The 16,236-nt window shown below is 56.3% G+C and carries 12 protein-coding genes and 4 pseudogenes; 10 read left to right on the top strand and 6 right to left on the bottom strand.

All coding sequences use genetic code 11. The annotated features are described in order from the left end of the window. Positions 1-145: 145 nt before the first annotated feature. Complete coding sequence (locus RRU_RS19685; protein ID WP_338053245.1) at positions 146-949, bottom strand: tyrosine-type recombinase/integrase; 804 nt, start codon at positions 947-949, stop codon at positions 146-148. Between RRU_RS19685 and RRU_RS19680 the strand changes: the two are divergent. Beyond that, positions 936-2,141, top strand: a pseudogene (locus RRU_RS19680) (IS256-like element ISRhru4 family transposase). The gene RRU_RS19685 and the pseudogene RRU_RS19680 sit on opposite strands and share 14 nt — an antisense overlap. A gap of 63 nt (positions 2,142-2,204) precedes the next feature. Here the strand turns inward: RRU_RS19680 and RRU_RS19675 are convergent. Continuing rightward, positions 2,205-2,423, bottom strand: a pseudogene (locus RRU_RS19675) (recombinase family protein); the annotation flags it as partial. 114 nt (positions 2,424-2,537) lie between these two features. On the opposite strand from RRU_RS19675, the gene RRU_RS19670 reads away from it, so the two are divergent. The 4 genes and pseudogenes from RRU_RS19670 (at position 2,538) to RRU_RS19655 (ending at position 4,327) form a co-directional block, all read left to right on the top strand. Then, positions 2,538-2,828, top strand: a complete 291-nt coding sequence (locus tag RRU_RS19670; protein WP_164922610.1) for a nucleotidyltransferase family protein — start codon at positions 2,538-2,540, stop codon at positions 2,826-2,828. 3 nt (positions 2,829-2,831) lie between these two features. After that, positions 2,832-3,207: pseudogene (locus tag RRU_RS19665) on the top strand (DUF86 domain-containing protein); the annotation flags it as partial. Next, the gene (locus RRU_RS19660; RefSeq protein ID WP_011387723.1) at positions 3,201-3,758 is read left to right on the top strand and encodes a recombinase family protein; all 558 of its coding nucleotides are present in this window, start codon (positions 3,201-3,203) and stop codon (positions 3,756-3,758) included. The pseudogene RRU_RS19665 and the gene RRU_RS19660, both read left to right, overlap by 7 nt. A 383-nt stretch (positions 3,759-4,141) precedes the next feature. After that, a complete protein-coding gene (locus tag RRU_RS19655) occupies positions 4,142-4,327 on the top strand; it encodes a TraK family protein (protein ID WP_164922608.1) in 186 nt (61 codons plus the stop codon). 149 nt (positions 4,328-4,476) lie between these two features. On the opposite strand, the pseudogene RRU_RS19650 reads toward RRU_RS19655, so the two are convergent. After that, positions 4,477-5,682, bottom strand: a pseudogene (locus RRU_RS19650) (IS256-like element ISRhru4 family transposase). Between RRU_RS19650 and RRU_RS20255 the strand changes: the two are divergent. The 5 genes from RRU_RS20255 to RRU_RS19625 all read left to right on the top strand — a co-directional run bounded on the left by RRU_RS20255 (position 5,669) and on the right by RRU_RS19625 (position 13,858). After that, entirely contained in the window at positions 5,669-6,013 is a 345-nt protein-coding gene (locus RRU_RS20255) for a helix-turn-helix domain-containing protein (protein WP_244996920.1), read from the top strand. The pseudogene RRU_RS19650 and the gene RRU_RS20255 sit on opposite strands and share 14 nt — an antisense overlap. A gap of 312 nt (positions 6,014-6,325) precedes the next feature. After that, positions 6,326-10,012 (top strand): rhamnan synthesis F family protein, encoded by a 3,687-nt coding sequence (locus tag RRU_RS19640; RefSeq protein WP_242601300.1) that lies wholly within the window; start codon positions 6,326-6,328, stop codon positions 10,010-10,012. A 6-nt stretch (positions 10,013-10,018) separates the two neighbouring features. Further along, positions 10,019-10,978, top strand: a complete 960-nt coding sequence (locus RRU_RS19635) for an NAD-dependent epimerase/dehydratase family protein (protein ID WP_011387719.1) — start codon at positions 10,019-10,021, stop codon at positions 10,976-10,978. Between the two features lie 69 nt (positions 10,979-11,047). After that, positions 11,048-13,174, top strand: coding sequence for a glycosyltransferase (locus tag RRU_RS19630; protein ID WP_011387718.1), 2,127 nt, complete (start codon positions 11,048-11,050; stop codon positions 13,172-13,174). Between the two features lie 54 nt (positions 13,175-13,228). Further along, positions 13,229-13,858 carry a hypothetical protein gene (locus RRU_RS19625; protein ID WP_011387717.1) on the top strand — a complete coding sequence of 210 codons (630 nt, stop codon included), beginning with the start codon at positions 13,229-13,231 and terminating at the stop codon, positions 13,856-13,858. Between the two features lie 9 nt (positions 13,859-13,867). Here the strand turns inward: RRU_RS19625 and RRU_RS19620 are convergent, their stop codons facing one another. From RRU_RS19620 to RRU_RS19610, 3 genes are all read right to left on the bottom strand, one after another. Continuing rightward, the gene (locus RRU_RS19620) at positions 13,868-14,932 is read right to left on the bottom strand and encodes a glycosyltransferase family 4 protein (protein ID WP_011387716.1); all 1,065 of its coding nucleotides are present in this window, start codon (positions 14,930-14,932) and stop codon (positions 13,868-13,870) included. Positions 14,933-15,012: 80 nt separating this feature from the next. Then, a complete protein-coding gene (locus RRU_RS20250; RefSeq protein ID WP_274610468.1) occupies positions 15,013-15,141 on the bottom strand; it encodes a ribbon-helix-helix protein, CopG family in 129 nt (42 codons plus the stop codon). A gap of 191 nt (positions 15,142-15,332) precedes the next feature. Then, on the bottom strand, positions 15,333-15,983 hold the full coding sequence (locus RRU_RS19610; RefSeq protein ID WP_011387714.1) for an AAA family ATPase: 651 nt from the start codon (positions 15,981-15,983) through the stop codon (positions 15,333-15,335). Positions 15,984-16,236: the final 253 nt, after the last annotated feature.

Genomic DNA, 16,236 nt, shown 5'->3' with positions numbered 1-16,236 from the left:
TCGTTTAGTGACCGCCATGGAGGCTGTCAGGGGAGACTGGGGCGCGGCCAGAGATTGTGTGCCCGCGCCCCAGAAACTTCCGTGGATCAGTGCGAGTGTGGGGGTCTACGCCCAAACCGTCGGAATTGTTCACTATCATTATATATCAACGTATTGCATGCAGGTCCCGGTTTCCCGGCAAAGACATCCAGCCATCAATCCATCCAGAAGGCATTGAAACGGTCCGGCGCGAGCTGCGTGTAATGGGTTGTATTCTGTATATTTTGTGCCAGAGGTAGAGCTGGATGGCGCGGGTGTCCTGACCATCGTTGGCGAGTTTGAACCCGGTCGAATGCCGCAGCATGTGCGGATGGATCGGCATGCCGAGCTTGGCTGCGTCGCCGGCGCGAGCGAGCAGCTTGCGGAAGGTTGCCGCGGTCATTGGCGCACCGCGTTCAGAGACAAAGACATAGGCGTTTTCTGGATACTCACGCAGCAGCTTGTTCAAAGCCCTGAGTTCCGGCCCGCGCAGAGGATGGGTGCTGGGCAGCCCGTTTTTGCGGCGGCGCACATGCAACAACCCTTGCCGCAGATCAACCTGCTCACGCCGTAGTTCGACCAGCTCCGAAACGCGGAGCCCGTGGCGGTAGGCAAGCAGAATCATCGTGGCATCGCGTTGGTCATGACGCCCGAGATGTTGGGCTGCGGCGATAAGCCGATCGATTTCTGCCAGCGTCAGGTATTCCCGGCTGCGCCGATCGGCGTTTGGGACCTTGGGAGGCGGGTTCATCGGGTCACGTCCCCCCGAGTGGTGTAACAGCGTGTGCCTGGGGATGATGGCGCAGGGCGCGGAGCGCCCGGAGGCATCATCCCCAGGCGGCCCAATTTCTGGGTGGTCATCGACGATCTTCGGTAAGGTTTGGTTGCGAACTTCAACCAGACCAAAGGAACCGACGATGACCAATGACATAATGAGCCTCCGCGGGCTGCTGGAAAAGAGCGCCGATGCCGATCTGCTGCGCGAGATGATCGGCTTCGCCGCCGAGCGGCTGATGGCGCTGGAGGTCGAAAGCCTGACCGGTGTCGGCCATGGCGAGCGCAATCCCGATCAGCGCCTCGTTCACCGCAACGGCTACCGCGAGCGCGACTGGGAGACCCGGGCCGGGACGGTGGAGTTGCGCATCCCGCGCCTGCGCAAGGGCAGATAGCTGCCCTGCTTCCTGGAACCGCGCCGCATGGCGGAAAAGGCGCTGACGGCGGTCATTCAGGAAGCCTACATCCAGGGCATCTCGACCCGTTCGGTCGACGACCTAGTCAAGGCCATGGGCATGAGCGGTATCTCCAAGAGCCAAGTCTCGCGGCTGTGCGCCGAGATCGACGGCAAGGTCGCCACCTTCCTCGACCGCCCGCTGGAGGGCGACTGGCCCTACATCTGGCTCGACGCCACCTATGTGAAGGTGCGCCAGGACGGCCGCATCGTCTCGGTGGCGGTGATCATCGCGGTGGGCGCCAACACCGCCGGGCGCCGCGAGGTGCTGGGCATGACCATCGGCCCCAGCGAGGCCGAGACCTTCTGGACCGAGTTCCTGCGCACGCTGGCAAGGCGTGGCCTGCGCGGCGTCAAGCTGGTGGTGTCCGACGCCCACGAAGGCATCAAGGCCGCCGTCTCCAAGGTGCTGTGCGCCACCTGGCAGCGGTGCCGCGTCCACTTCATGCGCAACGTGCTTGCCCATGCCGGCAAGTCGGGGCGCCGCGTCGTCTCGGCCTTCATCGGCACCGCTTTTGCCCAGGACACCGCCCAGGCCGCCAGCGCCCAATGGCGCCAAGTGGCCGACCAGCTCCGCCCCAGATCGCGGAAACTGGCCGAACTGATGGACGATGCCGAAACCGACGTCCTGGCCTACATGACTTTTCCGCCCGCCCACCGGACAAAACTACACTCGACCAACCCCATCGAGCGCCTCAACGGCGAGATCAAGCGCCGCACCGACGTGGTCGGCATCTTCCCCAACGAGGCCGCCATCACCCGCCTGATCGGGGCCATCCTCCTGGAGCAGAACGACGAATGGGCCGTCCAGCGATCCCGCTACATGACTCTAGAATCCGTCGCTCCCTTGGGCGATGATGCCCTCACTAGGCTGCCGCCCATTGCGGCAGCCTGATCAACCCGGCCAAGCCTGCCGGAGGTCAAACGGCGACGGCGCTGTTACACCAATCCAAGGGACACGATCGCGCTCAATGATGAGCGAACGTTCGAACTCGGCAATGCCAGCGAATACGGTCGACACCATGCCCCCCGCCGGCGTCGTCGTATCGGCCCACGGCTCGGCCAGACCGCGCAGGCCCACGCCGGCTTCCCGGATGCGTTCGGCGGTGGACAGGATCAAACGGCGGGACATGTGGTTTCTTTGTTCTTGAAAACGAAGGTTTGTGACAAGCCCGCCAAGGCAACCGGCGTGGCATGGGAAATCAAGGCGCTGCGGTTCTCGAAAATAGCTCTTGAAACTCTATTCTTGATTGCATACGCTCTCAATGAGTTTCGATAAGGAAGGGTGGCCTTGCGACCTTCTATTCTTCTTGAGATGAAGCGAAGCGCAGGGCGTGAAGCGGTAGGCCGCTTCCGCACGGCAAACCCGCGTGTCTTCGGTTCGGTGCTGCATGGCACCGACCGAGACGACAGCGATCTTGATCTGCTGGTCGATGCGCTGGCCGGCACTACGTTGTTGGACCTGGGCGATCTGGAAGACGAACTGAAATCGCTGCTTGGCGTTGATGTCAATTTGCTGACCCCCGGCGACCTGCCGCCGAAGTTCCGGGCCAAGGTGCTCGCTGAGACGCAGTTGGTATGAGCGAGAACCACCGATTACCTCGACCTCGTCCAGCAGGCTGCGACCGATGCGCGCAGCTTCGTGGAAGGCCTAGCCAAGGATGACTTCCTGGACGACAAGCGCACCCAGCAAGCCGTTATTATGAGCCTCATCATCGGCAAGGCCGCCACGAAGGTGATGGACGGCTATGCCGAGTTCACCAAGGCGCACGCCAATGTGCCGTGGCGCAACATGCGCAACATGCGTAATCGCATGGCTCACGGCTATTTCGACATCAACCTCAATGTGGTGTGGGAAATGGCACAGGAATGGCTACCGGCGCTGCTCAAGCAACTGCCTGCCAGTGCGTCAGAATGCCGACTGGGATGGAACCATGACTGACGACAACAAGCCATGTTGATCGGCTATGCGCGTGTCTCGACGCAGGATCAGAATCTTGAGCTGCAACGCGAATCCTTGTCCAAGGCCGGCTGTCAAAAGGTCTTCGAGGATAAGGTGAGCGGCACGCGGGCGGACCGTCCGGGCTTGGCCAAGGCGCTCGAAATGCTACGTGAGGACGACACCTTGGTTGTCTGGAAGCTCGACCGGCTGGGCCGGTCGGTCAAGCAATTGGTCGATCTCGTTGGCGACCTGCACAAGCAAGGCATCCAGTTCAGGAGTCTCACCGACTCTATCGACACCGGCACGCCGTCCGGCCGGTTCTTCTTCCACGTCATGGCCAGCCTCGCCGAGATGGAGCGCGAGTTGACCGTCGAGCGTACCCGCGCCGGGTTGGAAGTCGCCAAGCAACTCGGCCGCAAAGGCGGCCGTAAGCCCAAGATGACCGATAGCAAGATCGCGTCGGCCAAGAAGCTTCTGGCTAGCGGCGTCCCGCCTAAGGACGTGGCCAAGAACCTCGGGGTGTCCATTCCTACGCTGTACCGCTGGGTGCCAGCCTCCTCGCACGCTTAGCGTACGATTTTTTCGGTTTTCTGAGACAGCCCCTTTTTGGTGCCCGTGGCTCCTTTGTCGCGGCAGCGGCCGTAAGCCTCGCAGAGCAGGATGCCGTCGAACCCCAGGTGAGTAAGGGGCGGTGTTGGACTGGTGCGGGCTTGCCCGTACCGGTACAACACACATCCTGCCCGCCTGTAGTATGCAAATTTATGCAACAAAAAGCCACAGAATGACTACCTGGGCAGGATCTAGAGTGGAAATGAACCAAAAATAAATAAAATTGCATATCGTTGCAGATAATTACACATGTTTGCATATAATTTCAGATAATTGCAGACTGTTAAAAGGGCGGGCTATTATACCGCGAGCCGCTCGTGATTCGCGGCTAATAAGGAGGACCAATGACCAATCCGACCGGTAAAGCACGCAAGAAGGGTGCAGGCCGCGTCTCCTTCCTCGCCCGCGCAGATGAATTTCAGAGGCTGTTAAATGCCGGACACACACAACGGTCGATCTATGACGATCATGGTGCGAATCTCGGCATCAGCTATCCGCAATATCGCGATCAACGCCAAGGGTCGGCGTGAAGTGTTGTGGAGCTATGGGGGAAACTGGGTGATGATGGCCTGAAGAAGGCGGCGTATTCGGGAAAGTCGGTGCGATGAACGATCGTGTCCCTTGGATTGGTGTAACAGCGCCGTCGCCGTTTGACCTCCGGCAGGCTTGGCCGGGTTGATCAGGCTGCCGCAATGGGCGGCAGCCTAGTGAGGGCATCATCGCCCAAGGGAGCGACGGATTCTAGAGTCATGTAGCGGGATCGCTGGACGGCCCATTCGTCGTTCTGCTCCAGGAGGATGGCCCCGATCAGGCGGGTGATGGCGGCCTCGTTGGGGAAGATGCCGACCACGTCGGTGCGGCGCTTGATCTCGCCGTTGAGGCGCTCGATGGGGTTGGTCGAGTGTAGTTTTGTCCGGTGGGCGGGCGGAAAAGTCATGTAGGCCAGGACGTCGGTTTCGGCATCGTCCATCAGTTCGGCCAGTTTCCGCGATCTGGGGCGGAGCTGGTCGGCCACTTGGCGCCATTGGGCGCTGGCGGCCTGGGCGGTGTCCTGGGCAAAAGCGGTGCCGATGAAGGCCGAGACGACGCGGCGCCCCGACTTGCCGGCATGGGCAAGCACGTTGCGCATGAAGTGGACGCGGCACCGCTGCCAGGTGGCGCACAGCACCTTGGAGACGGCGGCCTTGATGCCTTCGTGGGCGTCGGACACCACCAGCTTGACGCCGCGCAGGCCACGCCTTGCCAGCGTGCGCAGGAACTCGGTCCAGAAGGTCTCGGCCTCGCTGGGGCCGATGGTCATGCCCAGCACCTCGCGGCGCCCGGCGGTGTTGGCGCCCACCGCGATGATCACCGCCACCGAGACGATGCGGCCGTCCTGGCGCACCTTCACATAGGTGGCGTCGAGCCAGATGTAGGGCCAGTCGCCCTCCAGCGGGCGGTCGAGGAAGGTGGCGACCTTGCCGTCGATCTCGGCGCACAGCCGCGAGACTTGGCTCTTGGAGATACCGCTCATGCCCATGGCCTTGACTAGGTCGTCGACCGAACGGGTCGAGATGCCCTGGATGTAGGCTTCCTGAATGACCGCCGTCAGCGCCTTTTCCGCCATGCGGCGCGGTTCCAGGAAGCAGGGCAGCTATCTGCCCTTGCGCAGGCGCGGGATGCGCAACTCCACCGTCCCGGCCCGGGTCTCCCAGTCGCGCTCGCGGTAGCCGTTGCGGTGAACGAGGCGCTGATCGGGATTGCGCTCGCCATGGCCGACACCGGTCAGGCTTTCGACCTCCAGCGCCATCAGCCGCTCGGCGGCGAAGCCGATCATCTCGCGCAGCAGATCGGCATCGGCGCTCTTTTCCAGCAGCCCGCGGAGGCTCATTATGTCATTGGTCATCGTCGGTTCCTTTGGTCTGGTTGAAGTTCGCAACCAAACCTTACCGAAGATCGTCGATGACCACCCAGAAATTGGGCCGCCTGGGGATGATGCCTCCGGGCGCTCCGCGCCCTGCGCCATCATCCCCAGGCACACGCTGTTACACCACTCGGGGGGACGTGACCTTGAGCGCACCAGGAATCGAACACGCGCGCGAGCTGATCGACCAGGAGGGCGCACGGTCAAGAGTGCGGCTGCCCTGTTGGGAGTTCATCGCTCGACCCTATATCGCGCCCTTGAGAAGGGATCGGCCCTGTCTCTGCCCATGAAAACGAAGATCCGGGAAATTTAGCGGCAAAGAAGGGTAAGCTTGGCCCAGGATATCAATGAACATTAACCCATGGTCGGCGGCTCGTCGCGAGTGGCGCGATCCGCGAGCAGGGAGGGCTGTCGGGCAACAAGCGCTTGCCCCGGCTGAGGGAGGGTGTCAGGTTCCCGGACGGGCCGAGACGACTGATCCCCAGTAACCCGCCCCGTCTGATGATCCCGTCCCCTAAAAGCGGGCGTCGCTCTTGATCGGAGAATCCTGCGGATTCCTTCGAGCATTTAGTTACCGTTACGCGTTCCCTTCGTCCTTTTAATGTTCCACCGCGCGAGCGCCTTCATGACCGATATCACCCCCATTGCTCCTGCCATTTCCTCTGCCTCGGATCCCGTATGGCGACAGGCCGGATTGGAAACGCTGGTGCCGCGGCGATTGGTGCAACCGGATTCCTGGGCGGGTCACATTCCTTTTGCCTTTTGGGTCATCGCCCAGCACCGCCCCCGCCAGTGTGTCGAACTGGGTGTCCATACCGGCAATTCCTACTGCGCCTTCGCGCAAGCGGTTGAGCATCTTGGTCTTGAGACCAAGTGTGTGGGGGTGGATCATTGGTTTGGTGATCCGCAGGCTGGATATTATGGCGAGGACGTCTACGCCGATCTTAAAGCCCATCACGATCCCCTTTATGGCCATTTCTCCCGTCTTCTCCGCATGAGCTTTGAAGACGGCCGAGCCTATGTGGCCGACGGCTCCGTCGATCTTCTGCATATCGATGGATTGCATACCTACGAAGCGGTTCGCGAAGATTTCGAGACGTGGCATTCGAAGATGAGCGAGAGGGGTATCGTTCTTTTCCATGACACCGATGTTCGGACCGATGACTTCGGAGTTTGGCGGTTTTGGGCGGAAATCGCCGAGCGGTTTCCATCTTTTGAATTTGATCACAGCAATGGGCTTGGCGTCGCCTATGTCGGTACCCGCCCCATAGAGGCGCCTGGTCTGGCCGAGCTCTTCGCCGCCGGATCTGATCCCCAGGCCAGGGATCTTCCGCGACGGTATTTCGCCCGGATGGGGGAAGGCTGGATCAACCGGGTGCGGCTCGATCTGGCGACCGAGCAATGGAATGCCACCACAAACGCCTTGAATCATCTGCAGGCTAGGATCGATGAAATCGAGCGTGATCGCCTGGGGCTGCGTCGGGAACGCGAGATTTTGCTTCAGCGCTTGATCAAAGTCGATCAATGGGATGCTCTTGCTCTGCAGTGCCGCGATGGCCTGGATATTGATCTCGACGCGCTTGCCGAAGCGATCGGCGGTTTGTACAACGCCGATCAGCCGCAGGCGATCGAGGCCCGGGCGACGTTGCATCGGGTGTTGCGACATCTGATCGAGGAGGGGACTTGCGGGTCCGTCCCTGGGGATGTCAGCCGACGGCTGATGCGCCTTTCCAAAAAGGCGGGCGCGCGGGTTGTTGCGCCTTTCAAAGCTCCTGCGAAAAAGCAAGAGCGTCCCTTGGATTTCCTTCGGGAAAGCGGCTTCTTTGATGAGTCTTTTTATGCTCTGAGCTCGGAGGCCCTCGCCGAGGGTCGCGATCCTTTGGAACATTACCTCACGGTAGGGGAAGCGATGGGCGTTGCTCCTTCGCGTTCTTTCGAGCCCGAGTACTATGCCCGCCGTCATCCCGATGTCCTGGCCTCTGGCATGGGGCTTTTGCGCCATTATGCCAGATTCGGTGCGCAGGAGGGCCGGCAGGGATTATCTCCCGCTCGTCGTCTGGCCCTTCCCGATCTTTCTGCAGCCACGCGGGAAAAAGTTGTTCTCCTCCTCCAGGACGCTTCGGGGAGTGATGTCTCCCTCTATGGCTTGTTCCTCGCCAGGGCCTTACAAGACCTACATGAGGTGATCGTCTTTCTCAAAGAAGATGGCCCGCTTCGTTCGGCTTTTAAGGAGAGTGGGATCACGCTTATCGATATGCCTTCGGAGACCGAGCTTTTCCGATGCGATATCAATGCCGTGGCCAAGCGCCTCGTAGAAGCCCTTCAGCCAGCTTATGTGATCGCCAATAGCGCAGAAACGCGCAGTTTCGTCCCCCCTATCGTTCAGGCTGGTTTTGGTGTTGTCGCCCTGGTCCAAGACTTTGCCTTCAGCGTTTATCCAAAAAATGAAATTTATGAAATATTCGCCTGGGCTCATCATTTGGTCTTTCCCGCAAGGGCGATTATGGAATCCTTTGTCGAGGATCATCCCTTCCTGGGGCAAAGACGATACGAGATCCTTCCTCAAGGGATTCCCGCTCTTCCTGAGCTAGACGCCCGCCTGCCTTCGAAACAGGGATCAGCGCTCCGGCCTGCCGGGCATGAGGACGATTTCGTTGTCGTTGGTATCGGACCGCTTCGGTTTGAGAAAGGCGCCGATCTTTTCGTTTCAGTCGCAACGGCTGCGTTGCAGGAGCGTCCAGACGCCAATCTTCGTTTTGTGTGGATTGATCAAACGCCGTCCTTCGATGAGCAAGCGGAGTTCTCAAAATACCTTCAAGAGCAGATCTTGCGGGCGGGTTTGAGCGAGCATTTCTCCGTTCTTGGCGCTCTTGATGGGACCGATGTTTACGAACAGGCCGATCTTCTGGCTCTGACATCGCGATTGGATCCGATGCCCCGGGTCTATGTCGAGGCCCTCACCCAGGGAAAGCCCGTGGCTTGCTTCGAACATGCCAGTGGCCTTGCCGAAGTTTTGGCAGGCAACGAGGAAACCCGCAGCCTTGTCGTTCCCTATCTCGACACGACGGCCATGGCGAAGGCGATTTTGGCCTTTTATGACGACCCTGTTCGCCAGGAATCCCTGGTGCCTACTTTGCGTGACAAAGCCAGAGAGACCTTCTGCATGGCCTCATACCTGTCCCGGGTTGAAGCTTTGGGCCAGCAAGCCAGTAGGGAGGCCAAGGGGATCAGTCATGACTATGAAAAGATCTCTGCCAGCGGCTTGTTCAAAGCGAGCTTTTTGACGCCATCGGTATCTGAAGAAACGACGGAAGAAACTCTTAAAGGATATCTTGTCCGTAATAGAATTGGCGCTTCAAAATCTCAATCCGATAACTGGATTGATCTTAGGAGGCCGGTCATTGGGTTTAATCCCCTTGTCTATGCAGAAAATATATCAGGATTAAATGGTCATAAAGATCCTCTGGCTGATTGGATAGAACGGGGATCTCCAAAGGGAAATTGGACTCACCCGGTTATTGATCTAGAAACCTCGTTACCGTCCCCTATTGAAGGGGGGAAGGTCCTTTTGCATGGTCATTTTTATTATGTTGATCTTATAGATGATTTTTTGAAGAAAATTATCATAAATGATTTTAGTTGTGATTTGATAATCACAACGACTGATGAAGACCGCGCCGTCTTCTTAAGAAAAAAGCTAGAAGAATATAAAAATGGATCTGTCGAAGTCCGTGTCGTTCCGAACATAGGGCGGGATGTCGGGGCTTTTTTTACCGGACTTTCTGACCTGAAAAATAGTGACTACGATGTGGTTGGTCACATTCATGGTAAAAAATCGATTCATCTCTCAGATGGAACAGGAAATAAATGGAGAAACTTCCTATGGGAACATCTGATCGGTGGAGAAAAGAAAGCGGCCGCTATAGCGGTATCGGCGCTTATCAGAAACCCTGATATCGGGTTGGTCTTTGCGGAAGAACCTTTTCTTTTCGGATGGGATAAGAATAAAGAATTAGCAAATGATCTCGCAAAAAAAATGGGAATAGAGAAATCTCTTCCACGGTTTTTTGATTGGCCGATTGGAACGATGTTCTGGGCAAAAAGAAAGGCATTAGAGCCCATTTTTGATCTAAATCTTAGATGGGAGGATTATCCCCCGGAGCCTATCCCGGTATATGGGACAATGCTGCACGCTCTTGAACGGCTGCTTCCTTTTGCCGTAGAGAAGGCAGGATTTTCTTTCGCAACGACATATCTGCCAAGCAACAGTGATAATATTTTTCGGACGCCTATCGATAAAGTTGGGAGCTGACATCTGATGACCCAGTACTTGATCCTTGGCGGATGTGGCTTCATCGGTCGCCACGTCGCCCTGGCCTTGGCCCGGCGGGGAGAGAGCGTGGTCGTAGCCGATGTCGCCGCCCCTCCTGCGGAATTGGCGAATGTGCCGGTCACCTTTCGCCAGGTCGTCCCGGGTCAAACCGATTGGCAGGCGCTGACCGAGGATTGTGACGTTATCCATCACTACGCTTGGAGCACGATTCCTCAAACCGCGAACGATGATCCCATTCGCGATCTGGATGATAATGTCCGCACTACCTTGGGTCTTCTCGATGTGTTGCGCCATCAAGGGAAGAAGCGCCTGATTTTCGCGAGTTCCGGCGGCACGGTTTATGGTCGGCTCAAGCGTATTCCGGCCGAAGAGCACCATTCCCTGGCCCCGATCACCGCCTACGGCGCTTCGAAAGCCTGTGTTGAGTTGTATCTGGGGTTTTATCGAGCCCATCACGGGATGGATTGCCGGGTGGCTCGAATCTCCAATCCTTTCGGGGCGGGGCAAGACGCTCGCCGAAAGCAGCAGGGGGCGGCGAGCGCCTTTTTGTTCAAAGCCCTGGCTGGCGAAGAAATTACAATCTGGGGCGATGGAAGCGTTATCCGCGATTACATCCATATTGCCGATCTGACCCGCGGCTTGATCGCCTTATCTGATGCTTCCCTCGCAGATCATCATGATCTTCCCATCTATAACCTGGGGAGCGGGGTCGGGATTTCACTTAATGAAATCGTTGAAACTCTGAGAAATCGCTTAGGTCTTACAGCAACGGTTAATTATCTGCCGTCGCGTAATTTTGATATTCCGGCTAGTATACTTGATATCAGAAAGTCGAAAGACTTGCTTGAGTGGTCTCCGCAGATGTCTTTTGCTGAAGGATATTCATTGATGTTCGATGATTTAAGAAAAAACAAAAAATATTTTTCTACACTTCCAATTTCTTAATATCCGATAGAAAGCTCAAAAATTCAGACTTTGTCTGTCTGGTGTTTATAATTCAGAGGAAAATAATTCATGCAATCTCCGCCCCTCGTATCCGTTGTTATGCCTGTCTATAATCATGAGCGATATGTCGGAGAGGCAATCGATTCCGTATTCTCTCAAACATATCGGCCAATAGAACTCATCATTATCGATGACGGCTCGACGGATAAGAGCGCAGAGACGGTAAGGCAGCATCTTGCGGCTAAGCCGGCCCCTGAAGGCATAATCGTTGACTTTGTTTCGCGCCCCAACAAAGGAGCGCATACGACGATTAACGAGGGCTTGGCCAAATCTAGCGGAAGCTATCTGGCTATCCTCAATTCAGACGATGCTTATATGCCTAAGCGGCTGGCGCGGTGCATCGCGACTGCCCAGGAGCATGAGGCCCGTATGATCTTCACCTATGTCGAACCTATCGGAGATGATGGGGTTGACCTGGATGTGGGGCATCCTTGGCGGCATTGGTATGCTGATGTCATGCTGAATGAGCTGGATATATCACCGAATATATCATCTCTTCTTTTGCAATATAATATTGGTGTTTCGACAGGAAATTTCTTGTTTCATCGCTCTCTTTTTGAAGAGGTCGGACCCTTTCATGATTTTAGATATACACATGATATTGATTTTTTGCTGAGAGCGAGCCTGATCGAAGAGCCTGTTCTTGTTAGAGAAAGACTCTATCGTTATCGTCTCCATGGTCATAACACGATCTCAGAGAACGATCGGAAAATCAGCGAAGAATACCAAGAAATTGTCCTTCGTTATTTCCGAGAAACTCTAATCAAGAGACCTGCGAATATCTTTGCCCCTAGTTTTGATAACTGGGTGTTTTCCATGGTCGGATCGCCGTGGTTGCCGCATATGGCGCGGGCGATCGAGCAACTGCTCAAAACGCCTGAGGCTGCTCTTTCGGCGCCAACGGAGACCAAACAACCCGTTCTGCCGGGCCTGGACGGCCGCCATGTCACCCTTGTCAGTCACGAACTGAGCTATACCGGTGCGCCCGTCCTTTTGCGCGACGTGGCCCTCGCCTTGCGTCGTGAAGGGGTTTCAAGCAACGTCATCAGTCTTTCTTCTGGACCCTTGGCCAAGGAATTCATCGAGGCAGGCTGTCAGGTAACGACGGAAGGACGGCTTCCGGCCTTTCTTTCCCGCTTAAGCCGCGTTTCGGAGCGTTTTTCTCATAACGGCCGGTTCCCTGCGGTCTTTAGAAAACTCTTCGGGAAGATGAGTTGGCTTTCGGGAGGGATTAGTCATCGTCTTCGGTTAAGGGATTATGTGAAGACGATAAAAGGTCCTGTTCTTATTAATTCCTTTGCTTCTTGGCCAATCGCTTTGGGGCTTTTGGAAAAAAGGCAAGGGCCGGCTTTTTGGTATATTCACGAGACTTATGATCCCCGCATGCTTATGCGCGGATTGGCTCATTATCGTCGTTTACGCGCGCTCGTCGATGGCGGGGCGGTGACATTGTTGTTCGGTTCGGAGGCGACGCGCTCCGTGTGGGCGGAGGCCGGCTTCGATGGACTCGTCCGCTATTGGAGCGGTCTTGATCCCATGCCCAAGTCCACTCTTCCGACCAAAAAAGCCAAGCGTGTCGTCCTGTCCGTGCAAGCGAGCGGCACTCGAAAAGGAACGCGCGTTCTCCTGGAAGCTTTCGCTTTTGCCCGCCGGGAAGGCCTGATCGGCGATGATGTGGAACTCCGGATTATCGGCTGTCATGCTCCGTCGTGGAATTACCTCTCGCGCGATCTCATTCGGAGGATTTGTGAGCCGGATTTGATTGGGGCGGTCCGCTTGATTGGCTCTCTAGAGCCGGCCATGTTGGAAGCTCACTATCAGGAGGCCGACGTTTATGTACAGTCCTCGATTATGGAGTGTTTGCCGCTAGCCTTGCTGACGGCAATGGCCCATAGCCTTCCCATCGTTTGTAGTGATGCGGATGGATGTCGCGAAGCTATCCTCGACGAGCGGACGGGACGACTGGTTCCCCCTCGCCAAGTGAAGAAGATGGGGTATGCTCTGGCTGATTTATTGGGAGATCGGGCAAAGGCCAATAAGCTGGGTATGGCAGCGGGCGCTCACTTCGCCGAAAACTTCGCCTTGAGGGTTACTGTGCCGAAGCTTCTTGATACGCTTTTCACCGAGCGTTCATAGAAGAGGCCGTTTCCCGACCGCCCCGTTTAGGTTATTCCTTGTTGAAAGAGAAGGATGCCCCCGATCTTAAGTCTCGATCAATGGATCATGCTGGCCAAAGCGATTAATCCAGATGCTCCTGAGGCTAAGAGGGCATTGGTGAAGCTGATGCGCCATCATGGCGTGACTCTCGATCCCCGGGAGGAGGAGAGCCCTCCGATCTATACGGATTTTTCCGCTCTTCCCCTTCCTCCTGCGGAATTATCCGATGAGAGGGGAGAGGATCTTCTGTCTTATGCATCCCCTCTTTCTGAACTTCGCTGGGAGATGGTGACGACGCGGGAAGAATTGACGCTCGCTGTCAAAAACGTTGGATTGGACCTGAACGCCGTCCGGCCTACTCTCGAAGGAATGGACGAGGAGGCGATGCTCATTCAGCCATCGCCTTTTTGCCTCCAGGCACAAGACTTTCTTGGAGTACTGGCGGTTCTTCTCCGTCGGAGAGTGCCTTTGCGTATCTATCGGGTTCGCCGAAGCGCCTTCGAGGCGCCAGCCATTGTTTTAATGCGTCTTTTCCCGGAGCCGAGCGCCGAGACATTCGCTATTCTGGATCAATTTCATCCTGATGCGGCTCCAAAAATACGAGATCTATCAAGAAGAATTTCAGAGGCACTTCATTTTATAGAAAATGGAGAAAATATTTAAATTCTTAGTCTAAGAACGCATGGGGGAATCTTTTAGTATATCGGAAAGTTTTTTTATTTGTGATTCTAGACTGTAGGATTCTTCCACTTCCTCTCTCGCTAAAAGTCCCATTTGCTCTCGTTGACCGAGATCGTTTTTTAGGCAATCGAGAGCGCGAACCCATTCTTCGGTGGTCGTTGCCAGAAATCCTGTTTTTCCAGGGGAAACAATGTCGACATTGGCCCCCACGGGCGAAGCCACGACCGGTCTGCCGGCCGCCATATATTGAATGAGTTTGTAACCGCACTTGCCCCGTTCCCAAGGGCCGTCGGGAAGGGGCATGATGCCTACGTGGATGTCACTTAATAAGTCGGCTTCGGTCTCCTCCGACCATGGGAGGGCTTCGACATCCACGCCCTCGAGCCTGAATCCCGGGACTCCGATGACGCGCAGGCGAACGCCTCCTTGGGCGCAAAGCTGACGTAAGGCATCGTGGACAAGCGCCAAGTAAGCGGCCGTCACCGGCGTGCCAACCCAACCAATGGTGAAGGGGGCTTGGGTGACGGGGCTTATTTTATAGCGGGTGGTATCGACAACCGTTGGAATTTGGACGACGCGCCGAGCCCCAAGGCTAAGCGCCCAGGTTTCCAGGGTTGCGTTGCCAGCGATGACACAAGCCGCTTTTCTAATCGTACCGTTGAATTTGCGGCCAAGGAGCCACCGAACCAGGGCGAGGGGATGGTTTTGATAGCGAAGGAACCAAGCGTCGTCGAAATCCACCACATAGGGCGTACGGGCGAAAGCGCCCCACTCAAGAAGGTGGGGGATCCACGGCAAAAATTCTTTCTCCAACCAAATCAGGTCGTAATCCCCTGCCCTGCGCATAGCCAGCAAGCGGTGGGCATAGGAGCGCACGATCGCCTTTGCATCCGGACGATAGCCCTTGTAGAGGCGCGGAAGATAATCACTATTAAAAAATGATTGAACGTCGATTACAAAGCCGCGTTTGCGGAGCTCTGAAAGAAATAGAAAGCAACGCTGTCGACTGCTAGCGCCTGTTTCATCATATTTAGTGAGAAGAAGAATTCTTATCACTTTTTCGTCCCATAAATTCAAAGGTGAATTTTTTCTTGAGGGAAATTGCTATCTTTTTTCTTTAATAAAAGACATGCAAATCAGACTCTATCGAGTTTTTCCGCAATGGCGGCTTTAATCCAGGCTCCTCGGGTTGGCTTATCCAGCCGGGCCATTCGGTTCTGATCGAGCCGTTCGAGGAGATCGCGCGGCAAGCGCAAGGACACCATATGGTCGGCCTTTGGGCGCACTGGTTCGCCTATCGGAGTGTCCGATCCCGCTTCTCCCACCCAGGCGTCAAGATCTTTTGGGAGTGAGGGAGGGGTCTGAGGCTTTCGTGCGATGGCCATTGCCGTATCCTTGTATCACAAACTGATAATTTTTGACAAATAAAGTATCACATAATGCACTTTTAGTAAAACTAATTAAGCTTATTGTAAAGCAGTTCCGCCAGATAGCCGACCTCGCCGCAGGCTTTTGAATCACGAGAGGACCCTGTCATTTCCAAAACGCCAAGACCCGCCGCCGCGGCGTTGCGCATCGCTTTCCGTCGCACCAGAGACGCCCGCAGATAGACAAGAGCGGAGGTTTCCGTCAGCAGCCCGGCGGCGTCCGCATTATCCCCGCCGGCCGGATCGGCCATGTTGAGCACGCTGAAAGCCCGCAGGGTCGGATTAAATCCCCGGGCCTCTTCGATCAGGCGGCCGATGTCTTCCGCCGCCCAGATATCAAATGTTCCCACGGCGAAGGGAACGAGCGCGATGTCGCTGATGGCCAGGGCCCCGCGCAAGGCGCTCGTATCACGCCCCCCGACATCGATGATCACTTCATCGTATTTCGGAGCGAGATTTCGCCCCTGCTGATGGACGGCCGATCCCGAAAGCTCAATGCAGGTGTAGCCCGTTTGCCCATGGAGGCTTTCCCGAAGAGCGGAGAAGGCCGAAGACGTTCGCTGATTGTCCGCGTCGATCAGCAGCACGTCCTTTCCCGCCAAAAAGCGCTCCACGGCGAGATTAACCGCGAGGGTGGTTTTTCCTACCCCGCCCTTGGTATTTCCAACGGTCAAAATCATGACCACCCCGTCTCACGTTTCAATCTGTTTAGTATCACATAATGCGTATAAAAGATCTATAAGTGATATTAAAATATATGTTTTGTATCACAAAAAGCTGATTTTGTTTCCCGCGGTTCGGGGTGCGCGAGAGGAGGGCAATCCGTTCCAGGTCGCACGCGCAAGGGGCGCCCTCCTCAGCTTCCTTGCCTATCGGCAGGCTCCGTCGTTCCGATTAAGGACAGAGGCGTTCAGCCCAAGGCTCTGGCGCTCT

It is taken from the genome of Rhodospirillum rubrum ATCC 11170 (assembly GCF_000013085.1).
In the GTDB taxonomy this organism is placed as follows: Bacteria; Pseudomonadota; Alphaproteobacteria; order Rhodospirillales; family Rhodospirillaceae; genus Rhodospirillum; species Rhodospirillum rubrum.
Note: the sequence above shows the minus strand (reverse complement) of the source record. Positions and strands in the feature narration are given on the sequence as shown.

Bases quoted from the DNA above. Each gene is read 5' to 3' on its own strand.
- RRU_RS19685 (WP_338053245.1), bottom strand. From the start codon at position 949: ATGTCATTGGTCATCGTCGGTTCCTTTGGTCTGGTTGAAGTTCGCAAC.
- RRU_RS19660 (WP_011387723.1), top strand. From the start codon at position 3,201: ATGTTGATCGGCTATGCGCGTGTCTCGACGCAGGATCAGAATCTTGAG.
- RRU_RS19655 (WP_164922608.1), top strand. From the start codon at position 4,142: ATGACCAATCCGACCGGTAAAGCACGCAAGAAGGGTGCAGGCCGCGTC.
- RRU_RS20255 (WP_244996920.1), top strand. From the start codon at position 5,669: ATGTCATTGGTCATCGTCGGTTCCTTTGGTCTGGTTGAAGTTCGCAAC.
- RRU_RS19640 (WP_242601300.1), top strand. From the start codon at position 6,326: ATGACCGATATCACCCCCATTGCTCCTGCCATTTCCTCTGCCTCGGAT.
- RRU_RS19635 (WP_011387719.1), top strand. From the start codon at position 10,019: ATGACCCAGTACTTGATCCTTGGCGGATGTGGCTTCATCGGTCGCCAC.
- RRU_RS19630 (WP_011387718.1), top strand. From the start codon at position 11,048: ATGCAATCTCCGCCCCTCGTATCCGTTGTTATGCCTGTCTATAATCAT.
- RRU_RS19625 (WP_011387717.1), top strand. From the start codon at position 13,229: ATGCCCCCGATCTTAAGTCTCGATCAATGGATCATGCTGGCCAAAGCG.
- RRU_RS20250 (WP_274610468.1), bottom strand. From the start codon at position 15,141: ATGGTGTCCTTGCGCTTGCCGCGCGATCTCCTCGAACGGCTCGATCAG.
- RRU_RS19610 (WP_011387714.1), bottom strand. From the start codon at position 15,983: ATGATTTTGACCGTTGGAAATACCAAGGGCGGGGTAGGAAAAACCACC.